The organism is Streptomyces sp., from assembly GCF_035644915.1.
Taxonomy (GTDB): domain Bacteria; phylum Actinomycetota; class Actinomycetes; order Streptomycetales; family Streptomycetaceae; genus Streptomyces.
This window is the reverse complement of sequence record NZ_DASQNP010000154.1, coordinates 15,433-31,470: the sequence shown is the minus strand read 5'-3', so window position 1 is coordinate 31,470 and position 16,038 is coordinate 15,433. Positions and strand designations below refer to the sequence as shown.

The window sequence follows — 16,038 nt, the reverse complement described above, 5'->3', positions numbered from 1 at the left end:
GAGCTCGGACCGGCTCAGGCCGGACGCGACGGGCGGTCACTCCCACCGGGAGTGGCCGCCCGTCCCCGTTGCCGCTCGGAGCCCTCGGACCCCTTGGGCAACAGCGGACAAGGACATCGGCGGCTCCGTCCCGCCGTCTTCCTTCCGGTCCTTCGGCGCCTACGGGCCGTCCTCCCTCGTCCCTTCCTTCCGCACCCCTGCCGCGCGACTCCCACACCTCCCCGTCACCACTCCTCGTCACCACCGTGCGCATCCGCCTGCCGCCGCACACCGACCGTGAGCAGCCGGAACCCGCGGATGGCCCTCCGGCCGCCGCCGCTCCGCTCCTCGTCGCAGGCCGCGGTCGTCCGCGCCCCGCGCCGGGGCACTTCTTTCCGGCCGCGCTACCCCGTCCTCTCCCACTCAGCGTGGGCCATGAGGGCGGCATCCGCATCCGGAAGAGGGTGCTTCCCCGCGATCGCCGAAGGCCGGTGCCCCCAGCACGGGGGCACCGGCCTTCGGTCTGGGCGGCGCCCATGAGGCGCCGCCGGACGATCCGATCAGTCGAGGTAGTCGCGCAGCACCTGCGAGCGGGACGGGTGGCGCAGCTTGGACATCGTCTTGGACTCGATCTGGCGGATCCGCTCACGGGTCACGCCGTAGACCTTGCCGATCTCGTCCAGCGTCTTGGGCTGGCCGTCGGTGAGCCCGAAGCGCATGGAGACCACGCCCGCCTCGCGCTCGCTGAGCGTGTCGAGAACGGAGTGGAGCTGCTCCTGCAGGAGTGTGAAGCTGACCGCGTCGGCCGGGACGACCGCCTCGGAGTCCTCGATGAGGTCGCCGAACTCGCTGTCGCCGTCCTCGCCCAGCGGGGTGTGCAGGGAGATCGGCTCCCGGCCGTACTTCTGGACCTCGACGACCTTCTCGGGGGTCATGTCGAGCTCCTTGGCCAGTTCCTCCGGGGTGGGCTCGCGGCCCAGGTCCTGGAGCATCTGGCGCTGGACGCGCGCGAGCTTGTTGATCACCTCGACCATGTGCACCGGGATGCGGATGGTGCGGGCCTGGTCGGCCATGGCGCGGGTGATGGCCTGGCGGATCCACCAGGTCGCGTAGGTCGAGAACTTGTAGCCCTTGGTGTAGTCGAACTTCTCGACGGCACGGATCAGACCCAGGTTGCCCTCCTGGATCAGGTCCAGGAAGAGCATGCCGCGGCCGGTGTAGCGCTTGGCCAGGGAGACCACCAGACGGAGGTTGGCCTCCAGGAGGTGGTTCTTGGCCCGGCGGCCGTCCTCGGCGATGATCTCCAGCTCGCGCTTGAGCTTGGGGGCGAGCTTGTCGCTGTTGGCGAGCTTGTCCTCGGCGAAGAGACCGGCCTCGATGCGCTTGGCCAGCTCCACCTCCTGCTCGGCGTTGAGCAGGGGGACCTTGCCGATCTGCTTGAGGTAGTCCTTGACCGGGTCGGCGGTGGCGCCCGCGGCGGCGACCTGCTGGGCGGGGGCGTCGTCCTCGTCCTCGTCGGACAGGACGAATCCCTCGTCGCCCTTGGCGTCGGCCACGGGGTCGTCGGCACCGACCTTGGCGTCCTTGAGCGAGGGATCGTCGAGGAGTTCCTCGTCACCGTCGAGCAGATCGTCGACGACGGACTTCTTGGCGGTGGTCTTCTTCGCGGCCGTCTTCTTGGCCGCCGTCTTCTTGGCGGTGGTCTTCTTCGCGGCCGCCTTCTTCGCCGCCGTCTTCTTGGCGGGCTTCGCCGAGCTCTCCTCCGCGGCCTCCTCCGGGTCTCCGGCCGGGCTCTCCGCCTTGGTGGCGGCGGTCTTCCTGACGGTGGCCTTCTTCGCGGTGACCGTCCTGGTGGCGGTGCGCTTGGCCGAGGTCTTCGCTGCGACGCTCTTGCGGGTGCGCTTGGGTGCCTCTGCGGCACTCACCATCAGCGTCACCCCCTCCTCGTCGAGGATCTGGTTGAGGCTGCGCAGGACGCTCTTCCACTGGGTCGGCGGAATCTGGTCAGCCTCGAAGGCCCGACGCACATCGTCGCCGGCGATCTGCCCCTCGGCCTTTCCCCGCTCAATGAGCGCCATCACAGACGCGGACTCGGCGATCTCCGCAGGGAGCGTACGGGATGTGCTGGCCGACACGAACAACCTCTCGGAACGATGGAAACGGCTTCGGCCCCGCCCACGAAGGATCCGGAACCTGCAAGCCCCGGCGGGGATGACCGGCGGCTCGGGCGGAGCCCTGGAAGAAGTACAGCGCCGGACACGGCGTCGCAATTCCCCCAGCGGCTGCCACCTCTTGAGTCATCGCGCTGCCGCGCGAAGCGTTACGCCTAATTCGAGTGTCCCGAGTCACAGGACATACACGGCCAGATCGCCTTTTACGTGATGTATCCCCGGGATGTGTGCCCGGTACGGCAGGTGCGGCAGAAGTGGATCACGGGACCGGACGCTGTCGCCGGATCCCGCCCGGGGCGGGGTCCGGCGACAGCGCGCGGGGCATGGGCGGTGCCGGCGGTCAGTGCTCGCGCGGAGGGGGCACCACACGGTCGGAGGCTCCGCCCGTCCCCGGGGCGTCGGACGGGGCGGAGGCGGTGGCCGGGGAGGCGGGGCCCGCCGGAGTCGGCGCGCCGGAGGTCGCGGGAACGGGCGCCTCGGAGGAGATCGCGAGCAGTTGGCGCACCGCGCTCTCGGCGGTGGCGGCCTCGCCGGAGGCGACGGCCTCGGCGATCCTGCGGTGCTGGGCCACCGACGCCTCGGTGGGACGCTCGCAGCCGACGGTCGGCGCTCCCGAGACCTGGAGGGCGGCGGCGACGATGCCGGAGAGGTGCTCCAGCATCCGGTTGTCCCCGGCCTGCAGCAGCAGGGCGTGGAACTCGGCGTCCGCACGGGAGAACGTCAGGGTGTCCCCCTGGGCGAGCGTGTGGTCCATGATCTCGACCATGTCGGCGAGGCGCTGCTGGGTCTCGTCGCGGCCGTGTTCGGCGGCGAGCCGGGCCGCGAGGGGCTCGATGGCCCAACGCAGTTCGCACAGCTCACGACGCTGGTCCTCGCGCTGCGGTCCGAAGGCACGCCACTCGATGATGTCGGGGTCGAGCAGGTTCCAGTCACTGACCGGGCGGACCCGGGTACCGACGTTGGGGCGGGCGCTGACCAGGCCCTTGGCCTCAAGGACCCGCAACGACTCGCGGACGACGGTGCGGGAGACCTCGAAGCGCTGGCCGATCTCCTCCGGGACGAGGGGACGGTCGGCGCCGAGGTCGCCGGAAACGATCATCTGGCCCAGCTGCTGCACGAGTTGGCCGTGCAGCCCGCGCCCCCGGTTTCCGGCGGCACGGCGTCCGGCCCGGGCCATGTCCGACTCGCCGCCGTCCCAGGCGGGGACGCTGGTGACACGGGCCGCGCCGGTCGACTCGGCGTAGGCGTAACGGTCCGGCTCGCCCGGACCGGCGAGGCCGGAGCCGGTGGAGCGGGCCGAGGTCATCATGGTGTGCGCAAGGGTAGTCACGCATCCTTTGTCGGCGGTGCTCCGGACGGCCTTGAGGGCTTTGGTGAAAAGCACACGAAAGGGTGATCGGCGACCTCTGCATAATTGACGCCTTATCGGAAAGAAGAGCTCTTTCGACCGGGCACGCACGGCAGTTGGCGCGGACCGCCGGACCAGGCGCGCGGCGGGGCGGCCGGCCGGTGAGGCACGCGGCACGGCGGAGGCGGGACACCGGGACGCCGGAACTCGGCCCCGTTCCCCGGTGTTCCGGTTTCCTCAGATCTCCGGGCGCAGCATCGGCGGGTTCAACAAGGTGGCCCCACCGGCCCGGAAGAGCTGAGCGGGCCGCCCGCCCTGACGCGTCGTCGTGCCACCGGTCGGCACCAGGAAGCCGGGAGTGCCGGTGACCTTGCGGTGGAAGTTCCGCGGATCGAGCGCGACACCCCACACCGCCTCGTAGACCCGCCGCAGTTCCCCCACCGTGAACTCCGGTGGGCAGAAAGCGGTGGCGAGCGAGGAGTACTCGATCTTCGACCGTGCGCGCTCCACCCCGTCCGCGAGGATCCGGCCGTGATCGAAGGCGAGCGGCACGGTCCGCTCGCCGTCCCGGTCCGCGCCGTCACCGGGAGCCAGCAGGGTGTCCACCGGAGCCCAGCGGACGCTGTGCGCGTCACCGCCGGCGGTGGGGGAGGGCAGATCGGGGGCGAGCACCAGGTAGGCGACGCTGACCACCCGCATCCGCGGATCCCGCTGCGGATCGCCGTAGGTCGCGAGCTGTTCGAGGTGGGCGCCCGCGTGCCGGCCGTCCGGATCCTGCACGCGCAACCCGGTCTCTTCGGTGAGTTCCCGGGCGGCCGCGGCCTCCAGGCCTTCGTCGACGCGCACGAAACCCCCGGGCAGCGCCCACTGCCCCTGGTACGGCGGCTCGCCCCGGCGTACGACCAGTGCGCACAGCGCATGCCTGCGCACCGTGAGCACGACCAGGTCGACGGTGACGGCGAAAGGCGGAAAGGCCGACGGGTCGTAGGGCATGACGTGATCATAGTCGTCTGCCTGACGATAAACGGAGACATCCGTCGCTCCGCCGTCAGTTGCGGGCCGTCGCGGCCCTGGAGGTGCGTTCGGCCCGCTGCCGACGCAGGCACTGCCTCAGCGGTTCGGGGTCGAGTCCGCTGTTGCACGCGCTGTGCAGCAGTCGTGCGAAGACGTACTCCGGGTCGAGGTCCAGCGCACGGCCCAGCGCCACGCGCGCACCGGGCTCGTCGCCGCTGGCCCAGGCGACCCATCCGGCCAGGGTGAGCGGAGCGGCGGCGTGTTCGGCGTAGGCGCCGACACATCGCCGGGCCAGCGCCCGCCACAGCCGGAGCGCGGGCGCGGCGTCCGCGCCCTCCATCCACTCCGCGGCCCAGTCCCGGGCGACCCGGTCCTGGAGACCGAGGATCAAGGTGGCGGCCTCCTCGTGGGAGAGGAGGCCGTCGTCCCGGGCGTCGGCCCGGGCCCGGCCCGCCCGCAGGTCCGCGGTGGGTGCGGCGCGGTAGCGGTCGAGCAGCCGCTGGGCGAGCGCGAGGGTCTCGGCGCGTACGGTCTGCCGGTCCACCTCACCGAGCATCCGGGGCACCAGGGCCGTGCCGGCGAGGTCGAGTGCCAGTTCCTGCGGTTCCGCGACCGGCGGACCGAGCGGTGCGAGCCTGGCCGTCAATTCCTTCAAGGAGCCCTCCACCCGCACCCCTGCGTACGTGGCCGCCGCCGCCATGACCGAGGTGCCGGGAACGCCCACCGGGGTGCCGTCGGCCGGGCAGCAGCCGCTGCCGGGGCAGCAGTAGGACCAGTACCGCCCGCCGGAGACGCACAGTGCCTCGTACACCGGCATGTCCAGTGCCCCGCAGGCTGTTCGCAGCCGCTGGGCCAGGGGCCTGAGCCGCTCCATGACGGCTCGGCCGCTCCCGCCGTCGGCCGGGTCCTGGCAGAGGAAGACGAGGGCTCCGTCGGGGCGGTCGCCGCGCGCGGAACTGCTGCCGCGCAGGCAGTCGGCGAGCTGCTCGGCGATGTCGGGCCATCCCTCTTCCCGGGCGGGGATGCCCACCCGGAGCCGGCCGCCGAAGCGGCCGTTCGGACCGTGGAGGCCGACCAGGACGATGGAGTCGTCGGGGTGGTAGCCGAGCAGGTACGGAAGCGAGTCGATCAGTTCGGCCGGGCCGCGCAGGGTGACCCGGGTGGTGGACGGCTGCCGGGCTGGTTCGCTGTGCTGTGTCATGCCCCGACAGTGGCGCGGACGGACGCGGTCCCGCGCGTCGTTGTCCACAGGCGACACCAATAGTCATATCGATCATACGAGTGCCGGGTTATCCCCAGCCCGTTCGCGCGGTGTCGGTGCGATCGGGTTGCATGGACGCATGAGCGAGGAGAACCTGCGCGCCGAGGCCGATGCCGTGCTGTCCCGCCTCGTCGGTGACGCCACCGGCGGGGCGCGGCTGCGCGCGGACCAGTGGCGGGCCGTCGAGGCCCTGGTGGTGGAGCGCCGGCGGACCCTGGTGGTGCAGCGCACCGGCTGGGGCAAGTCGGCGGTGTACTTCGTCGCGACCGCGCTACTGCGCGAGCGCGGCAGCGGACCGACCGTGATCGTCTCCCCGCTGCTGGCGCTGATGCGCAACCAGGTCGAGGCCGCGGAACGGGCGGGCATCCACGCCCGCACGATCAACTCCGCGAACACCGAGGAGTGGGAGGCCGTCCACGCCGAGGTGGCCGCGGGCGGGGTCGACGTGCTGCTGGTGAGCCCGGAACGGCTCAACAACCCCGACTTCCGCGATCACGTGCTGCCGAAGCTCGCCGCCACCACCGGCCTGCTGGTGGTCGACGAGGCGCACTGCATCTCCGACTGGGGCCACGACTTCCGGCCCGACTACCGGCGGCTGCGGACGATGCTCGCCGAGCTGCCGCGGGGTGTTCCGGTGCTCGCCACCACCGCGACGGCCAACGCCCGGGTGACGGCCGACGTGGCCGAGCAGTTGGGCACGGGCGGAGAGGCGGCGGACGCACTCGTCCTGCGCGGCCCCCTGGACCGCGAGAGCCTCCGGCTGGGGGTGCTGCACCTGCCGGACGCGGCGCACCGGCTGGCCTGGCTCGACAGTCACCTCGGCGAACTGCCGGGCTCGGGGATCGTCTACACGCTGACGGTGTCGGCGGCCGAGGAGGTGGCGGGATTCCTGCGCCGGCGCGGCCACGCGGTCTCCTCCTACACCGGGAGGACCGAGAACGCCGACCGGGAGGCTGCGGAGGCGGACCTGCTCGGCAACCGCGTCAAGGCACTGGTGGCCACCTCCGCGCTGGGCATGGGGTTCGACAAGCCGGATCTCGGCTTCGTCGTCCACCTCGGCTCCCCCTCCTCCCCCATCGCCTACTACCAGCAGGTGGGCCGGGCCGGACGCGGTGTGGAGCACGCCGAGGTGCTGCTGATGCCCGGCCCGGAGGACGAGGCGATCTGGCGGTACTTCGCGTCCCTGGCCTTCCCGCCCGAGGAGCAGGTGCGCCGCACGCTGGAGGTGCTGGCGGCGGCCGACCGGCCGATGTCGCTGCCCGCCCTGGAGCCCCTGGTGGAGCTGCGCCGTTCGCGGCTGGAGATGATGCTCAAGGTGCTCGACGTGGACGGGGCGGTGCGGCGGGTGCGCGGCGGCTGGGTCGCCACCGGCGCGCCGTGGTCCTACGACGCGGAGCGGTACGCCTGGGTGGCGCGGCAGCGGGAGGCCGAGCAGCGCGCGATGCGGGAGTACGCCGCCACCTCCGGGTGCCGGATGGAGTTCCTGCGGCGGCAGTTGGACGACGAGGAGGCGGCCTCCTGCGGACGCTGCGACAACTGCGCGGGACCGCGCTTCGGCACCGGAGTCGACCCGGCGTCCCTGGAGGCCGCCCGGGTCGAACTGGGGCGCCCCGGCGTGGAGGTGGAACCCCGCAGGATGTGGCCGACGGGACTGCCCGCGATCGGGCTGGACCTCAAGGGCCGCATCCCGCCGGACGAACAGGCCGCTCCCGGCAGGGCGCTCGGCCGACTCTCCGACATCGGCTGGAGCAACCGGCTGCGCCAGTTGCTCGGACCGCAGTCGGCGGACGGACCGGTACCGGACGACGTGGCCGATGCCGTGGTCACGGTGCTCGCCGACTGGGCGAAGGGGCCGGGCGGATGGGCTTTCGGGGGTGAGGGAGCCCCGGCCCGGCCGGTGGGGGTGGTGACGGTCGACTCCCGGTCCAGGCCGCAGCTGATCCAGTCGCTCGGGGAACGGATCGCGGCAGTCGGCCGGATACCGCTGCTGGGCACCGTGCGGTACGCCGACGAAGCGGTGGCCGCCCGTGCGCCGCGCAGCAACAGCGCTCAGCGGCTCAGGGCGCTGCACGGGGCGCTGACCGTGCCCGGACCGCTGGCGGAGGCGATCGCCGCCCGCGGCGGACCGGTGCTGCTGGTGGACGATTTCACGGAGACCGGCTGGACCCTGGCCGTGGCCGCGCGGCTGCTGCGCCGTGCCGGTGCGGAAGGAGTGCTGCCGCTGGTTCTCGCGGTGCAGGGATGACGGTCCGGCCGGCCGGACGTCCCGGGGCCGTGGCGCGGTCCCGGGCGGGGGGTGAGCCGGGGCGGACCGGGAAACCGGGACGGCGGCGGCCCGGCATGATCCACGGCATCGGATCTTCCATTGCCCGCGGCCGATCGCGCCGGTGAGAATTGGGGCGGCCCACGGACGAAGGACGGCAGGGAGGACCATGACCTTCGGCTTCGCCTCGCCGCCGCCCGCCGACACCTCGTCCCGCCTCGGCCGCGCCCTCGAACCCGCCGAGTGGGCCGCCGCCGGAATCCCCCTGCTCCGCAGCCCCCGCGAGGTCGTCACCGGCCTGCACACCCGTCACCGGCCCGGCCCGGCCACCAGCGTCGTCGCGGTGCTCGACCCGGACGAACGGCTCGTCGCGAGCGCGTCGTTCGTCCGGAACGGCTCCGGTTCCGACGGCTGGGAATGCCGCAACGTCCTGCTGTCCCTGCTGCGCAGGGTCGTCCCGCACGACCTGCGCCGCCGCAGGCCGGTGCGCACCGCCGTCCTGCTGTCCTGCCGGGAGGACGGGCCCGGCTGGACGGAGGAGGACGGCGCGTGGATGTGGGGGCTGCGCGACGCCTGCACCCTCCACGGCCTGCGGTGCGGCGCCTACATCACCCTGACCCGTACCGGGTGGCAGGTGTTCGGCGAGGACCGCGGCGGCCGTCGGCCGTCCCTCGGTTCCACCGCCCGGAGCGGACGGGCGGGCGACGCGGCGCCCGGGGCGCCGCACCGTGCCGCGCCCCGCTGACCCGCCGGACGCGCGGCGGCGTACGGGGTGTGCCGCGGCGTGTCAGAGCAGGTTGCGCAGTCGCTGCGGATCCCCGCAGACGATCAGTCGCGAGCCCGCCCTGGAGAGGGCGGCGGGCAGTGCCCGGGCGGCCTGCTCGTCCGTACCGCCGTTGACGACGAGCACCACGACCGGGCGGGCGGTGGTGCGGTCGGCGGCCGACGCGTGGGCGTAGAAGACGTCCTCCCCCTCGGCCTGCTGGCGCCAGTAGGCGTCCTCTCCGAAGGAGATTTCGTGCTGGGCCCAGGGGTGCAGGTCGCCGGTGGTGAGCACCAGCACGTCGGAGGGTGAGCAGCCCTCGTCGAGCAGCTTGTCGACGGTCTCGTCCGCGGCTTCGACCGCGGCGGCTTCGACGGCCTCGACGAGGTGGATCTGCGGGGTCGGCTTCGCCTGCGCCCCGGTCCGTCCCGCCGCCTGCTGCGGGGGCGTCGCGGCGCGCACCGGTGCGGGCCTGCCGGGAACGGGACGGCTGTGGTCCGCCCGCGGCGGCATCGGCCGGGGGCCGGGCCGGGGGCCGGGAACGGGTGCGGCGGGACGGGGAACCTCGTGGGCCCGGGCAGTACCCGCCGCGTTGCGGGGGCCGGGGACATTCGGGTGGATCTTGGGCTCCTCGGAGCTGTGCGGCATGGGCTGATGTCTACCAAATGCCGACGCGGGACGCGTCAGCGGGTTCGGAAAAAGGTGCGATTTCTAAGGCACTTTGATGCGTTTTCGGTTCAGAAGAGGCCGATTTGCTCGGTTCGCTCGACGCGCGTCCGCTTCAGGTGGCGCCAGCGCGGAAGCGCGTCCAGGTACGACCACGACAGCCGGTGGTGGGGAGTGGGCCCCAGCTCCGCCAGGGCGGCGCGGTGCTCGGGCGAGGGGTAGCCGGCGTTGCGGTCGAAGCGGAAGTCGGCGTGCTCGTCGCCCAGTCGCGCCATGAGCGCGTCGCGGTGCACCTTGGCGATCACGGAGGCGGCGGCCACCGCGACGCACGACTGGTCGCCCTTGATCACCGTGCGGACCCGCCAGGGCCCTCCCAGGTAGTCGTGCTTGCCGTCGAGGATGACCGCGTCGGGGCGGACGGGCAGCGCCTCCAGGGCCCGCACGGCCGCGAGCCGGAGCGCGGCCGTCATGCCCAGCTCGTCGATCTCCCGGGGGGAGGCGTGCCCCAGGGCGTGGGCGGTGGCCCAGTCGGCGAGCCGCTCGGCGAGTTCGGCGCGTCGCCCGGGGTTGATGAGCTTGGAATCCGTGAGCCCCTCGGGGGGTCGGCGCAGCCCGGTGATCGCGGCGCAGACGGTGACGGGGCCGGCCCAGGCACCGCGGCCGACCTCGTCGACTCCGGCTACGACCTTCGCTCCGGTGGTGGCTCGCAGGGAGCGTTCGACGCGGTGGGTGGGAGGCTCGTACGGCATGGCGTCAGCCAGGGTACGCCCCCCGTCCCGGGCACGCTCCACGGGCCCGGGTACGCCTCAGCCGGTGCGCGGCCTGAGCAGCGGCACCATCACCTGGTCGACGATCCCGACGACGTCCGACCGCTCCAGCGGAGCCCCGGTGACCTTGTGCCGGTACATCATCAGGGCCGGCACCACGTCCACGACGAGGTCTCCGGTGGCGTCGGCACGGACCTCACCGCGTGCGATGCCGCGCCGCACCACCTCGCCGATCATCCGCTTCCCCGGCTCCACCACCCTGCCGACGATGATCTCCACGAAGCGCTCGGCCTCGGTCCGGTCGCACTCGTCGATGACGGCCCGCAGCGCGCAGCCGGACGAGGAGTACATCGCCGCGCGCAGCCGCTCGCACAACTGGATCAGGTCCTCGCGCAGGCTGCCGCAGTCCGGCGGCTCCTCCGGGGTCGGCAGCCCGCTCCGCAGGGCGTCGGCCACCAGATCGGCCTTGGAGGGCCAGCGGCGGTAGACGGCCGCCTTGCCGGTGCGGGCCCGGGCGGCGACCCCCTCCATGGTCAGCCCCGTCCATCCGACACTGCCCAGTTGCTCGAGCGTCGCGTCGAGGATCGCGCGCTCCAGTTCGGTGCCGCGGCGGCGTACGCCCGGTGCGCCCGTGCCGGTGTTGCGCGAAGTGGCCATGTCCGTCTCTCCGTTGGTGCTCGTCGTCCGCCGGCCTGCCCGCCGACGCAATCTCCAGTGAACGCTTGCGTTCTCTATCCGGGTCTCACTAGGGTGATGAACAGTGAACGGTCGCGTTCACTATTCCTTGAACGGGGGATTCACGCGTGGCGACCTCTCAGTTGGTCACTGACCGGAAAGAAACGCAAGCTCCGGGGCGGCGGACACGGCGCGGCGTCGCGCTGTTCGTGATCGCCGCCTGCCAGCTCATGGTGGTGCTGGACGCCACCATCGTGAACATCGCGCTTCCCCATGTCAGGGAAGCGCTCGGCTTCTCGACCACGGGCCTGTCCTGGGTGGTCACCTCCTACACCCTCACCTTCGGCGGTCTGCTGCTGCTCGGCGGCAGGGCCGGTGACGTCCTGGGCCGGCGACGGGTGTTCATGACCGGTGTCCTGCTCTTCGTCCTCGCCTCCCTGCTGGGCGGGCTGGCGCAGGAGCCCTGGCAGTTGCTCGTGGCGCGGGCCCTGCAGGGCGCGGGCGGCGCGATCGCCTCGCCCACCGCCCTGGCCCTCGTGGCCACCACCTTCCCGGAGGGGCCCGAACGCAACCGCGCGTTCGGGGTGTTCGCGGCCGTCTCGGCGGGCGGCGGTGCCGTCGGCCTGCTGGCCGGGGGCATGCTCACCGAGTGGCTGAGCTGGCGCTGGGTGATGTTCGTCAACGTTCCCATCGGCCTGCTGATCGTGGCGCTCGCGCCCCGGTACGTCTCGGAGTCGCAGCGCCGTCCAGGCCGCTTCGACATCACCGGCGCGCTGACCTCCACCGTCGGCATGGCCTCCCTGGTCTACGGCTTCGTCCGGGCTGCCGAGGAGGGCTGGAGCGACGGGATCACCCTTGCCGCCTTCGGCGCCGCCGCGGCGCTGCTGGCCGTGTTCGCCCTGAACGAGTCCCGCGTCACCGATCCGATCACGCCCCTGCGGATGTTCGCCGACCGGAACCGTTCGGGCACGTACCTGATCATGCTGAGCCTCGCCGCTGCGATGTTCGGGATGTTCTTCTTCATCGTGCTGTTCGTGCAGGACGTACTGGGATACTCCCCGATCACCGCGGGGCTCGCCTTCCTTCCGGTGACCGTCGCCATCGTGGTGGGGGCGGGCACCTCGCAGCGGCTGCTGCCCGCGCTCGGCCCCAAGCCGTTCATGGTGGTCGGCTCCCTCCTGGCCGGCATCGGCATGGGCTGGCTGACCTTCACCGACCAGGACAGCGGCTATCTGGACGGTGTCCTGGTGCCGATGCTGTTCTTCGGCTTCGGCATGGGGCTGAACTTCGTGACCTTGACGCTCACGGCGGTCTCCGGAGTCGCACAGCACGAGGCGGGGGCGGCTTCCGGCCTGCTCAACGCCACCCAGCAGGTGGGCGGTTCACTCGGTCTGTCCATCCTGATGACCGTCTTCGGCACCGCCGGACGCGATGAGGCCGAGCGGCAGATACCCCGCTTCATGGCCGATGCCTCGCCGGAGCAGCAGGCCGAGTTCGCCAGGACGCACGAGTTGCCCGGCCGGTGGGGGGATGCGGTACTGGCGCAGGGGATGTCCACCGCATTCGTGGCGGCGACCGCGCTGGTCGTGCTGGCCCTGCTCGTCGCCCTGGTGGTGATACGGGTGCGCAGGAGTGATCTGGAGGCTCTCAACGGAACGGCACCCTCCGGAGGACCCGCCGTCTGACCGCCGGGAGTTGGACGGGACGGGTTCGCCGGCTCAGTACGCGTCGCGGGCCCGTCCCTCCCCGTCGAGGCGCCCGCACGGCAGGGCGATCCGATCGACGGGACGCTCGGCGAGCAGGGAGCGTGCCCGTGCCTCGCCACGGCTGGTCGCGTACCAGGGGTCGCCCGCGCCCCGGAGGTCGTCGGCGATGTACCACAGGGCACAGGAGCGCTGCGGTTCGGGCAGGGCGTCCAGGGCCGGTACGGCATCGGCGGAGAGGTCCTGGAGGTACTCCAGATCGATCGTGCCGGTGCGCTCGAACCGCTTGACGTTCTGTTCGGCGACCAGCGCGTCCGGTGAGGCCAGTCCGAAGCACAACACGGCGGCTCCGGCGCTCGCCACGACGGCGCGCGGCAGCCAGCGCCCCCCGAAGAGCCCGGCCGCCATGATCAGCAGGATGACGACGCCGAGCCACAGCTCGATCCCGGCCGCCGACACCCGCAGCCGGGTGAGGCCGTACGCGTCGACGTACCACTCCATGCGGCGCAGCGCCGAGGCCACCACGACGAGGGTCAGCACGCAGAGGGTGCCCAGCACGGCCCGGACCAGGGTCCGGTCGCGGACCGCCCCGCGCGGCGCCCAGCGCAGGGCCAGTGCGATCACGACAAGGGTCAGGAGAGTGGCCGCCAGCAACTGCCAGAAGCCCTGGCGGGCGTACTGCGCGTAGGACAGCCCGGTCTCGTCGAGCACCTTGTCGTAGCCTCCGAAGAGGACGGTGAGCTGGATGACGATGAAGACGGCGAACAGCACGTTCAGCGCGATCAGCGGCAGTGCCCATTCCACGCGTCCGCGCGGCTGCCCCGGCGTGCTCTCGATCCGGTCCCACCGCCAGGGGGCCGCGGCCGTGTGCGCCGCCGCCAGCGCTCCCACCACTCCCAGGACGAGCAGCGGAAGGCGCACCGGTCCGTCCCCCAGCGACATCTCGGGCACCATCCGGGCCAGCAGATCGGCGAAGGCGGCGTCCGCCCCCGCGAACAGGGCACCGAAGACCACCAGCAGCCCGACGGCTGTCCCGCCCGTACGGACCACTGGTCCCCAGCGGTCGCGGGAGCCCTCCGCCCGCTCGCGCAGCCCGTGCCAGGCCCAGGCGATTCCCGGCACGGCACCGCAGAACACCCCGGCACAGCCCAGCAGTGTCCCGCGCCAGGTGCGCGTCCCGTGCAGCGCCAGTGAGCCCAGTCCCAGCGCGGCCACCAGGGCCAGGAAGGTCGGCCAGCCCGCGTCCCGCAGCGCGGGCACGAGCAGCAGCACCAGCCCGCCCACGGCCCACACCAGCGTCCACGGACGCATCCGGCGGCCCGCCGCGCGGGCGGCCGCGTACGCGCCGAGGGCGGCCGGCACGGCGACCAGCAGCACGTTCAGGCCTAGTCCGTCGCCGAGCAGCAGCGCTGCGAGCAGCCCCGTGGCCAGCGCGCTCCACACGGTGGCGGCCCTGATCGGCGCGGGTTCCTCCGGCCCCGCCGCCTCCAGCCAGACGGACGGCGACGGCTCGGGCACGGACCAGGACGACGGTCCGTGCGTCCGGGCAGGAGTCCGTTCCCCTCCGCCGGGTTCTCCCCCACCGGCCTGCCGCGTCATGTACGCGGGGATCTTCGGTGGTTCGGTGTCCCCCGTTGCGGTGTCCTTCGCGCCGGCCTTTGCGGTGTCCTTTGCGGTGTCCTTCGGTTCCCCCGCCGCGGGCCTGCCGGACGACTGGCCGGACATGGGCTCCCCTCCCCCACCGCGTGGTGATCACGCGGTGCCTCGGGCGTCACCGTAGTGCGCGCCCCGGCGCGCGGAGGCACTGGGCACCGCGCTGTGACACATCGGTGACGAGGCCCGGGGACGAGGCTCGGTGACAGGAACCGGGACAGGGCCCGGTGAAAAGGCGGAGCCCAGCGCGCCCCCGGCGCGCGCCCGGGCAGCGGCGGTGGCCCGCCGGGGCGGACCTCACCGGGGCGAGCGCCGCCCGGGGCGCTGGTAGAAGCCGGACAGGCCGTACGCCTCCGCGGACTCCCCCTCGTACGGTCCCGCGTACGACTCGGGGGTGGTCCAGCGCTCGAAGGGCCGGTCCAGGTGGTAGCGCCCGTCCGCTCCCAGCAGCAGCGCGCGGCTCTCCCCGTTCCCCGGGTTGGACAGCGACTCGAACTCCGCGACCGTCCAGTGCAGCCACCGCATGCAGAACAGCCGCATGGTCAGCCCGTGCGTCACCAACAGCACGTTCGGCGGGTGGTCGGGGAGGGCGAAGCTGCGCCACAGACTCTCCAGGAAGGCCCCGACCCGGTCGTAGACGTCCGCCCCGGACTCGCCCTGCGCGAAGCGGTAGAAGAAGTGCCCGTACGCGTCGCGCGCCGCCTTCTGGCGCCGCACCTCCTCGTGGTCCTGCCAGTTTCCCCAGTCCTGTTCGCGCAGCCGCGGCTCCTCGCGCACCCTCACCCGCGTCGGGTCCAGGCGCAGGGCCCGGAAGGTCTGGTGGGTGCGGCGGTACGGCGAGACGTAGGCCGAGACGCGCTCGTCGCCGAAGAGGGCCCGCAGCCGCTCCCCCGCCGCCTCCGCCTGCCGGAATCCCCGCTCGGTCAGGCTCAGGGCGTGGTCGGGTATCCGTTCGTAGACGGAGTCGTCGACGTTTCCTTCCGACTCGCCGTGCCGGACCAGGACGATGCGCCGGGGTCGTGCCATACGTCCAGCCTAGGCGCGTCCGGGCCCGGCGGCCCGCCGCGAGACCGGACCGCCGGGCCCGGACGCGCACACGGACGCGGGCGTACACGCGGGCACGGACGCCCGCGTCAGACGGTCCACGCCGGTTCGAGGTCGATCACGTCCCCGGCGACCGCCATGACATCGGCTCCGAGCTGGGCGCGCAGCGCCAGCCGCTCGATCCGCTCCGTGCGGTACTTGCCGTGTTCGGCGGCCGAGTCCCACATCGACAGCACCAGGAACTCGTCCTCGGCCTGCGCCTGGGCGAAGACCCCCCGCAGCATCCCGGGCGATCCGGCCATCGCCGGGTTCCACACCTTCTCCTGCATCAGGGTGTAGTGCTCGATGCGCTCCCGGCGCACCTTGCAGTGGGCGACGCGCAGCAGGTCGGCGTCCGTGAACTGCGGCTGGAACCCCACCTTCACGTCGAAGCGGTACTCGAAGAGGCGGACCTGGGCGTCCTTGTACGTACCGCTCTGCGCCGCCGCCAGCCGGTCGTGGGAGCGCGCCATGAACGAGTCGTAGAAGGCCCGGCTCTCCCAGAACCCGAAGAGGTGCGCCACACCCGGCCGGGACCGGCTCCAGCCGCCGCCCTGCGCGCGGAAACCCGGCTCGCCGAGCAGTCCCGCCCACTTCCGCTGCCCCCGTTCGAAGCCGCGTCGGTCGACCACCGTGCACCGCATCCACTTGACCAACACCGCGCCATCGTACGGCCATATCGGTGGCTGATC

The 16,038-nt window shown here is 72.7% G+C and carries 13 protein-coding genes; 3 read left to right on the top strand and 10 right to left on the bottom strand.

What is annotated here, in order from left to right; translation table 11 throughout:
- Positions 1-539: 539 nt before the first annotated feature.
- The 4 genes from VE546_RS17175 to VE546_RS17160 form a co-directional block, all read right to left on the bottom strand.
- Entirely contained in the window at positions 540-2,114 is a 1,575-nt protein-coding gene (locus tag VE546_RS17175; RefSeq protein WP_324923195.1) for an RNA polymerase sigma factor, read from the bottom strand.
- Between the two features lie 376 nt (positions 2,115-2,490).
- Positions 2,491-3,534 carry an FCD domain-containing protein gene (locus VE546_RS17170; RefSeq protein WP_324923193.1) on the bottom strand — a complete coding sequence of 348 codons (1,044 nt, stop codon included), beginning with the start codon at positions 3,532-3,534 and terminating at the stop codon, positions 2,491-2,493.
- 201 nt (positions 3,535-3,735) lie between these two features.
- Positions 3,736-4,491: an NUDIX hydrolase gene (locus tag VE546_RS17165; RefSeq protein ID WP_324923191.1), complete on the bottom strand. Its 756-nt coding sequence runs from the start codon at positions 4,489-4,491 to the stop codon at positions 3,736-3,738.
- 55 nt (positions 4,492-4,546) lie between these two features.
- On the bottom strand, positions 4,547-5,713 hold the full coding sequence (locus VE546_RS17160) for a DUF4192 domain-containing protein (protein ID WP_324923189.1): 1,167 nt from the start codon (positions 5,711-5,713) through the stop codon (positions 4,547-4,549).
- A gap of 139 nt (positions 5,714-5,852) precedes the next feature.
- On the opposite strand from VE546_RS17160, the gene VE546_RS17155 reads away from it, so the two are divergent.
- Both VE546_RS17155 and VE546_RS17150 read left to right on the top strand, forming a co-directional pair.
- Positions 5,853-8,018, top strand: coding sequence for a RecQ family ATP-dependent DNA helicase (locus VE546_RS17155; protein ID WP_324923187.1), 2,166 nt, complete (start codon positions 5,853-5,855; stop codon positions 8,016-8,018).
- 187 nt (positions 8,019-8,205) lie between these two features.
- Positions 8,206-8,781 carry a hypothetical protein gene (locus VE546_RS17150; protein ID WP_324923185.1) on the top strand — a complete coding sequence of 192 codons (576 nt, stop codon included), beginning with the start codon at positions 8,206-8,208 and terminating at the stop codon, positions 8,779-8,781.
- 42 nt (positions 8,782-8,823) lie between these two features.
- Here VE546_RS17150 and VE546_RS17145 read toward each other — a convergent pair whose 3' ends face one another.
- The 3 genes from VE546_RS17145 to VE546_RS17135 form a co-directional block, all read right to left on the bottom strand.
- Positions 8,824-9,447: a hypothetical protein gene (locus VE546_RS17145; protein WP_324923184.1), complete on the bottom strand. Its 624-nt coding sequence runs from the start codon at positions 9,445-9,447 to the stop codon at positions 8,824-8,826.
- An 89-nt stretch (positions 9,448-9,536) separates the two neighbouring features.
- Positions 9,537-10,214 (bottom strand): ribonuclease HII, encoded by a 678-nt coding sequence (locus VE546_RS17140; protein WP_324923182.1) that lies wholly within the window; start codon positions 10,212-10,214, stop codon positions 9,537-9,539.
- Between the two features lie 57 nt (positions 10,215-10,271).
- On the bottom strand, positions 10,272-10,889 hold the full coding sequence (locus tag VE546_RS17135; protein WP_324923180.1) for a TetR/AcrR family transcriptional regulator: 618 nt from the start codon (positions 10,887-10,889) through the stop codon (positions 10,272-10,274).
- A 146-nt stretch (positions 10,890-11,035) separates the two neighbouring features.
- Here VE546_RS17135 and VE546_RS17130 point away from each other — a divergent pair, with 146 nt between their 5' ends.
- Complete coding sequence (locus VE546_RS17130) at positions 11,036-12,592, top strand: MFS transporter (RefSeq protein WP_324923178.1); 1,557 nt, start codon at positions 11,036-11,038, stop codon at positions 12,590-12,592.
- A 33-nt stretch (positions 12,593-12,625) separates the two neighbouring features.
- Here VE546_RS17130 and VE546_RS17125 read toward each other — a convergent pair whose 3' ends face one another.
- From VE546_RS17125 to VE546_RS17115, 3 genes are all read right to left on the bottom strand, one after another.
- A complete protein-coding gene (locus VE546_RS17125) occupies positions 12,626-14,128 on the bottom strand; it encodes a DUF4153 domain-containing protein (RefSeq protein ID WP_414720509.1) in 1,503 nt (500 codons plus the stop codon).
- A gap of 432 nt (positions 14,129-14,560) precedes the next feature.
- A complete protein-coding gene (locus VE546_RS17120) occupies positions 14,561-15,289 on the bottom strand; it encodes a histidine phosphatase family protein (protein WP_324923174.1) in 729 nt (242 codons plus the stop codon).
- A gap of 107 nt (positions 15,290-15,396) precedes the next feature.
- On the bottom strand, positions 15,397-16,005 hold the full coding sequence (locus VE546_RS17115; protein WP_324923172.1) for a YdbC family protein: 609 nt from the start codon (positions 16,003-16,005) through the stop codon (positions 15,397-15,399).
- Positions 16,006-16,038: the final 33 nt, after the last annotated feature.

Coding starts and splice junctions, on each gene's coding strand:
- VE546_RS17135 (WP_324923180.1), bottom strand. CDS start 10,889: ATGGCCACTTCGCGCAACACCGGCACGGGCGCACCGGGCGTACGCCGC.
- VE546_RS17160 (WP_324923189.1), bottom strand. CDS start 5,713: ATGACACAGCACAGCGAACCAGCCCGGCAGCCGTCCACCACCCGGGTC.
- VE546_RS17150 (WP_324923185.1), top strand. CDS start 8,206: ATGACCTTCGGCTTCGCCTCGCCGCCGCCCGCCGACACCTCGTCCCGC.
- VE546_RS17120 (WP_324923174.1), bottom strand. CDS start 15,289: ATGGCACGACCCCGGCGCATCGTCCTGGTCCGGCACGGCGAGTCGGAA.
- VE546_RS17165 (WP_324923191.1), bottom strand. CDS start 4,491: ATGCCCTACGACCCGTCGGCCTTTCCGCCTTTCGCCGTCACCGTCGAC.
- VE546_RS17155 (WP_324923187.1), top strand. CDS start 5,853: ATGAGCGAGGAGAACCTGCGCGCCGAGGCCGATGCCGTGCTGTCCCGC.
- VE546_RS17140 (WP_324923182.1), bottom strand. CDS start 10,214: ATGCCGTACGAGCCTCCCACCCACCGCGTCGAACGCTCCCTGCGAGCC.
- VE546_RS17145 (WP_324923184.1), bottom strand. CDS start 9,447: ATGCCGCACAGCTCCGAGGAGCCCAAGATCCACCCGAATGTCCCCGGC.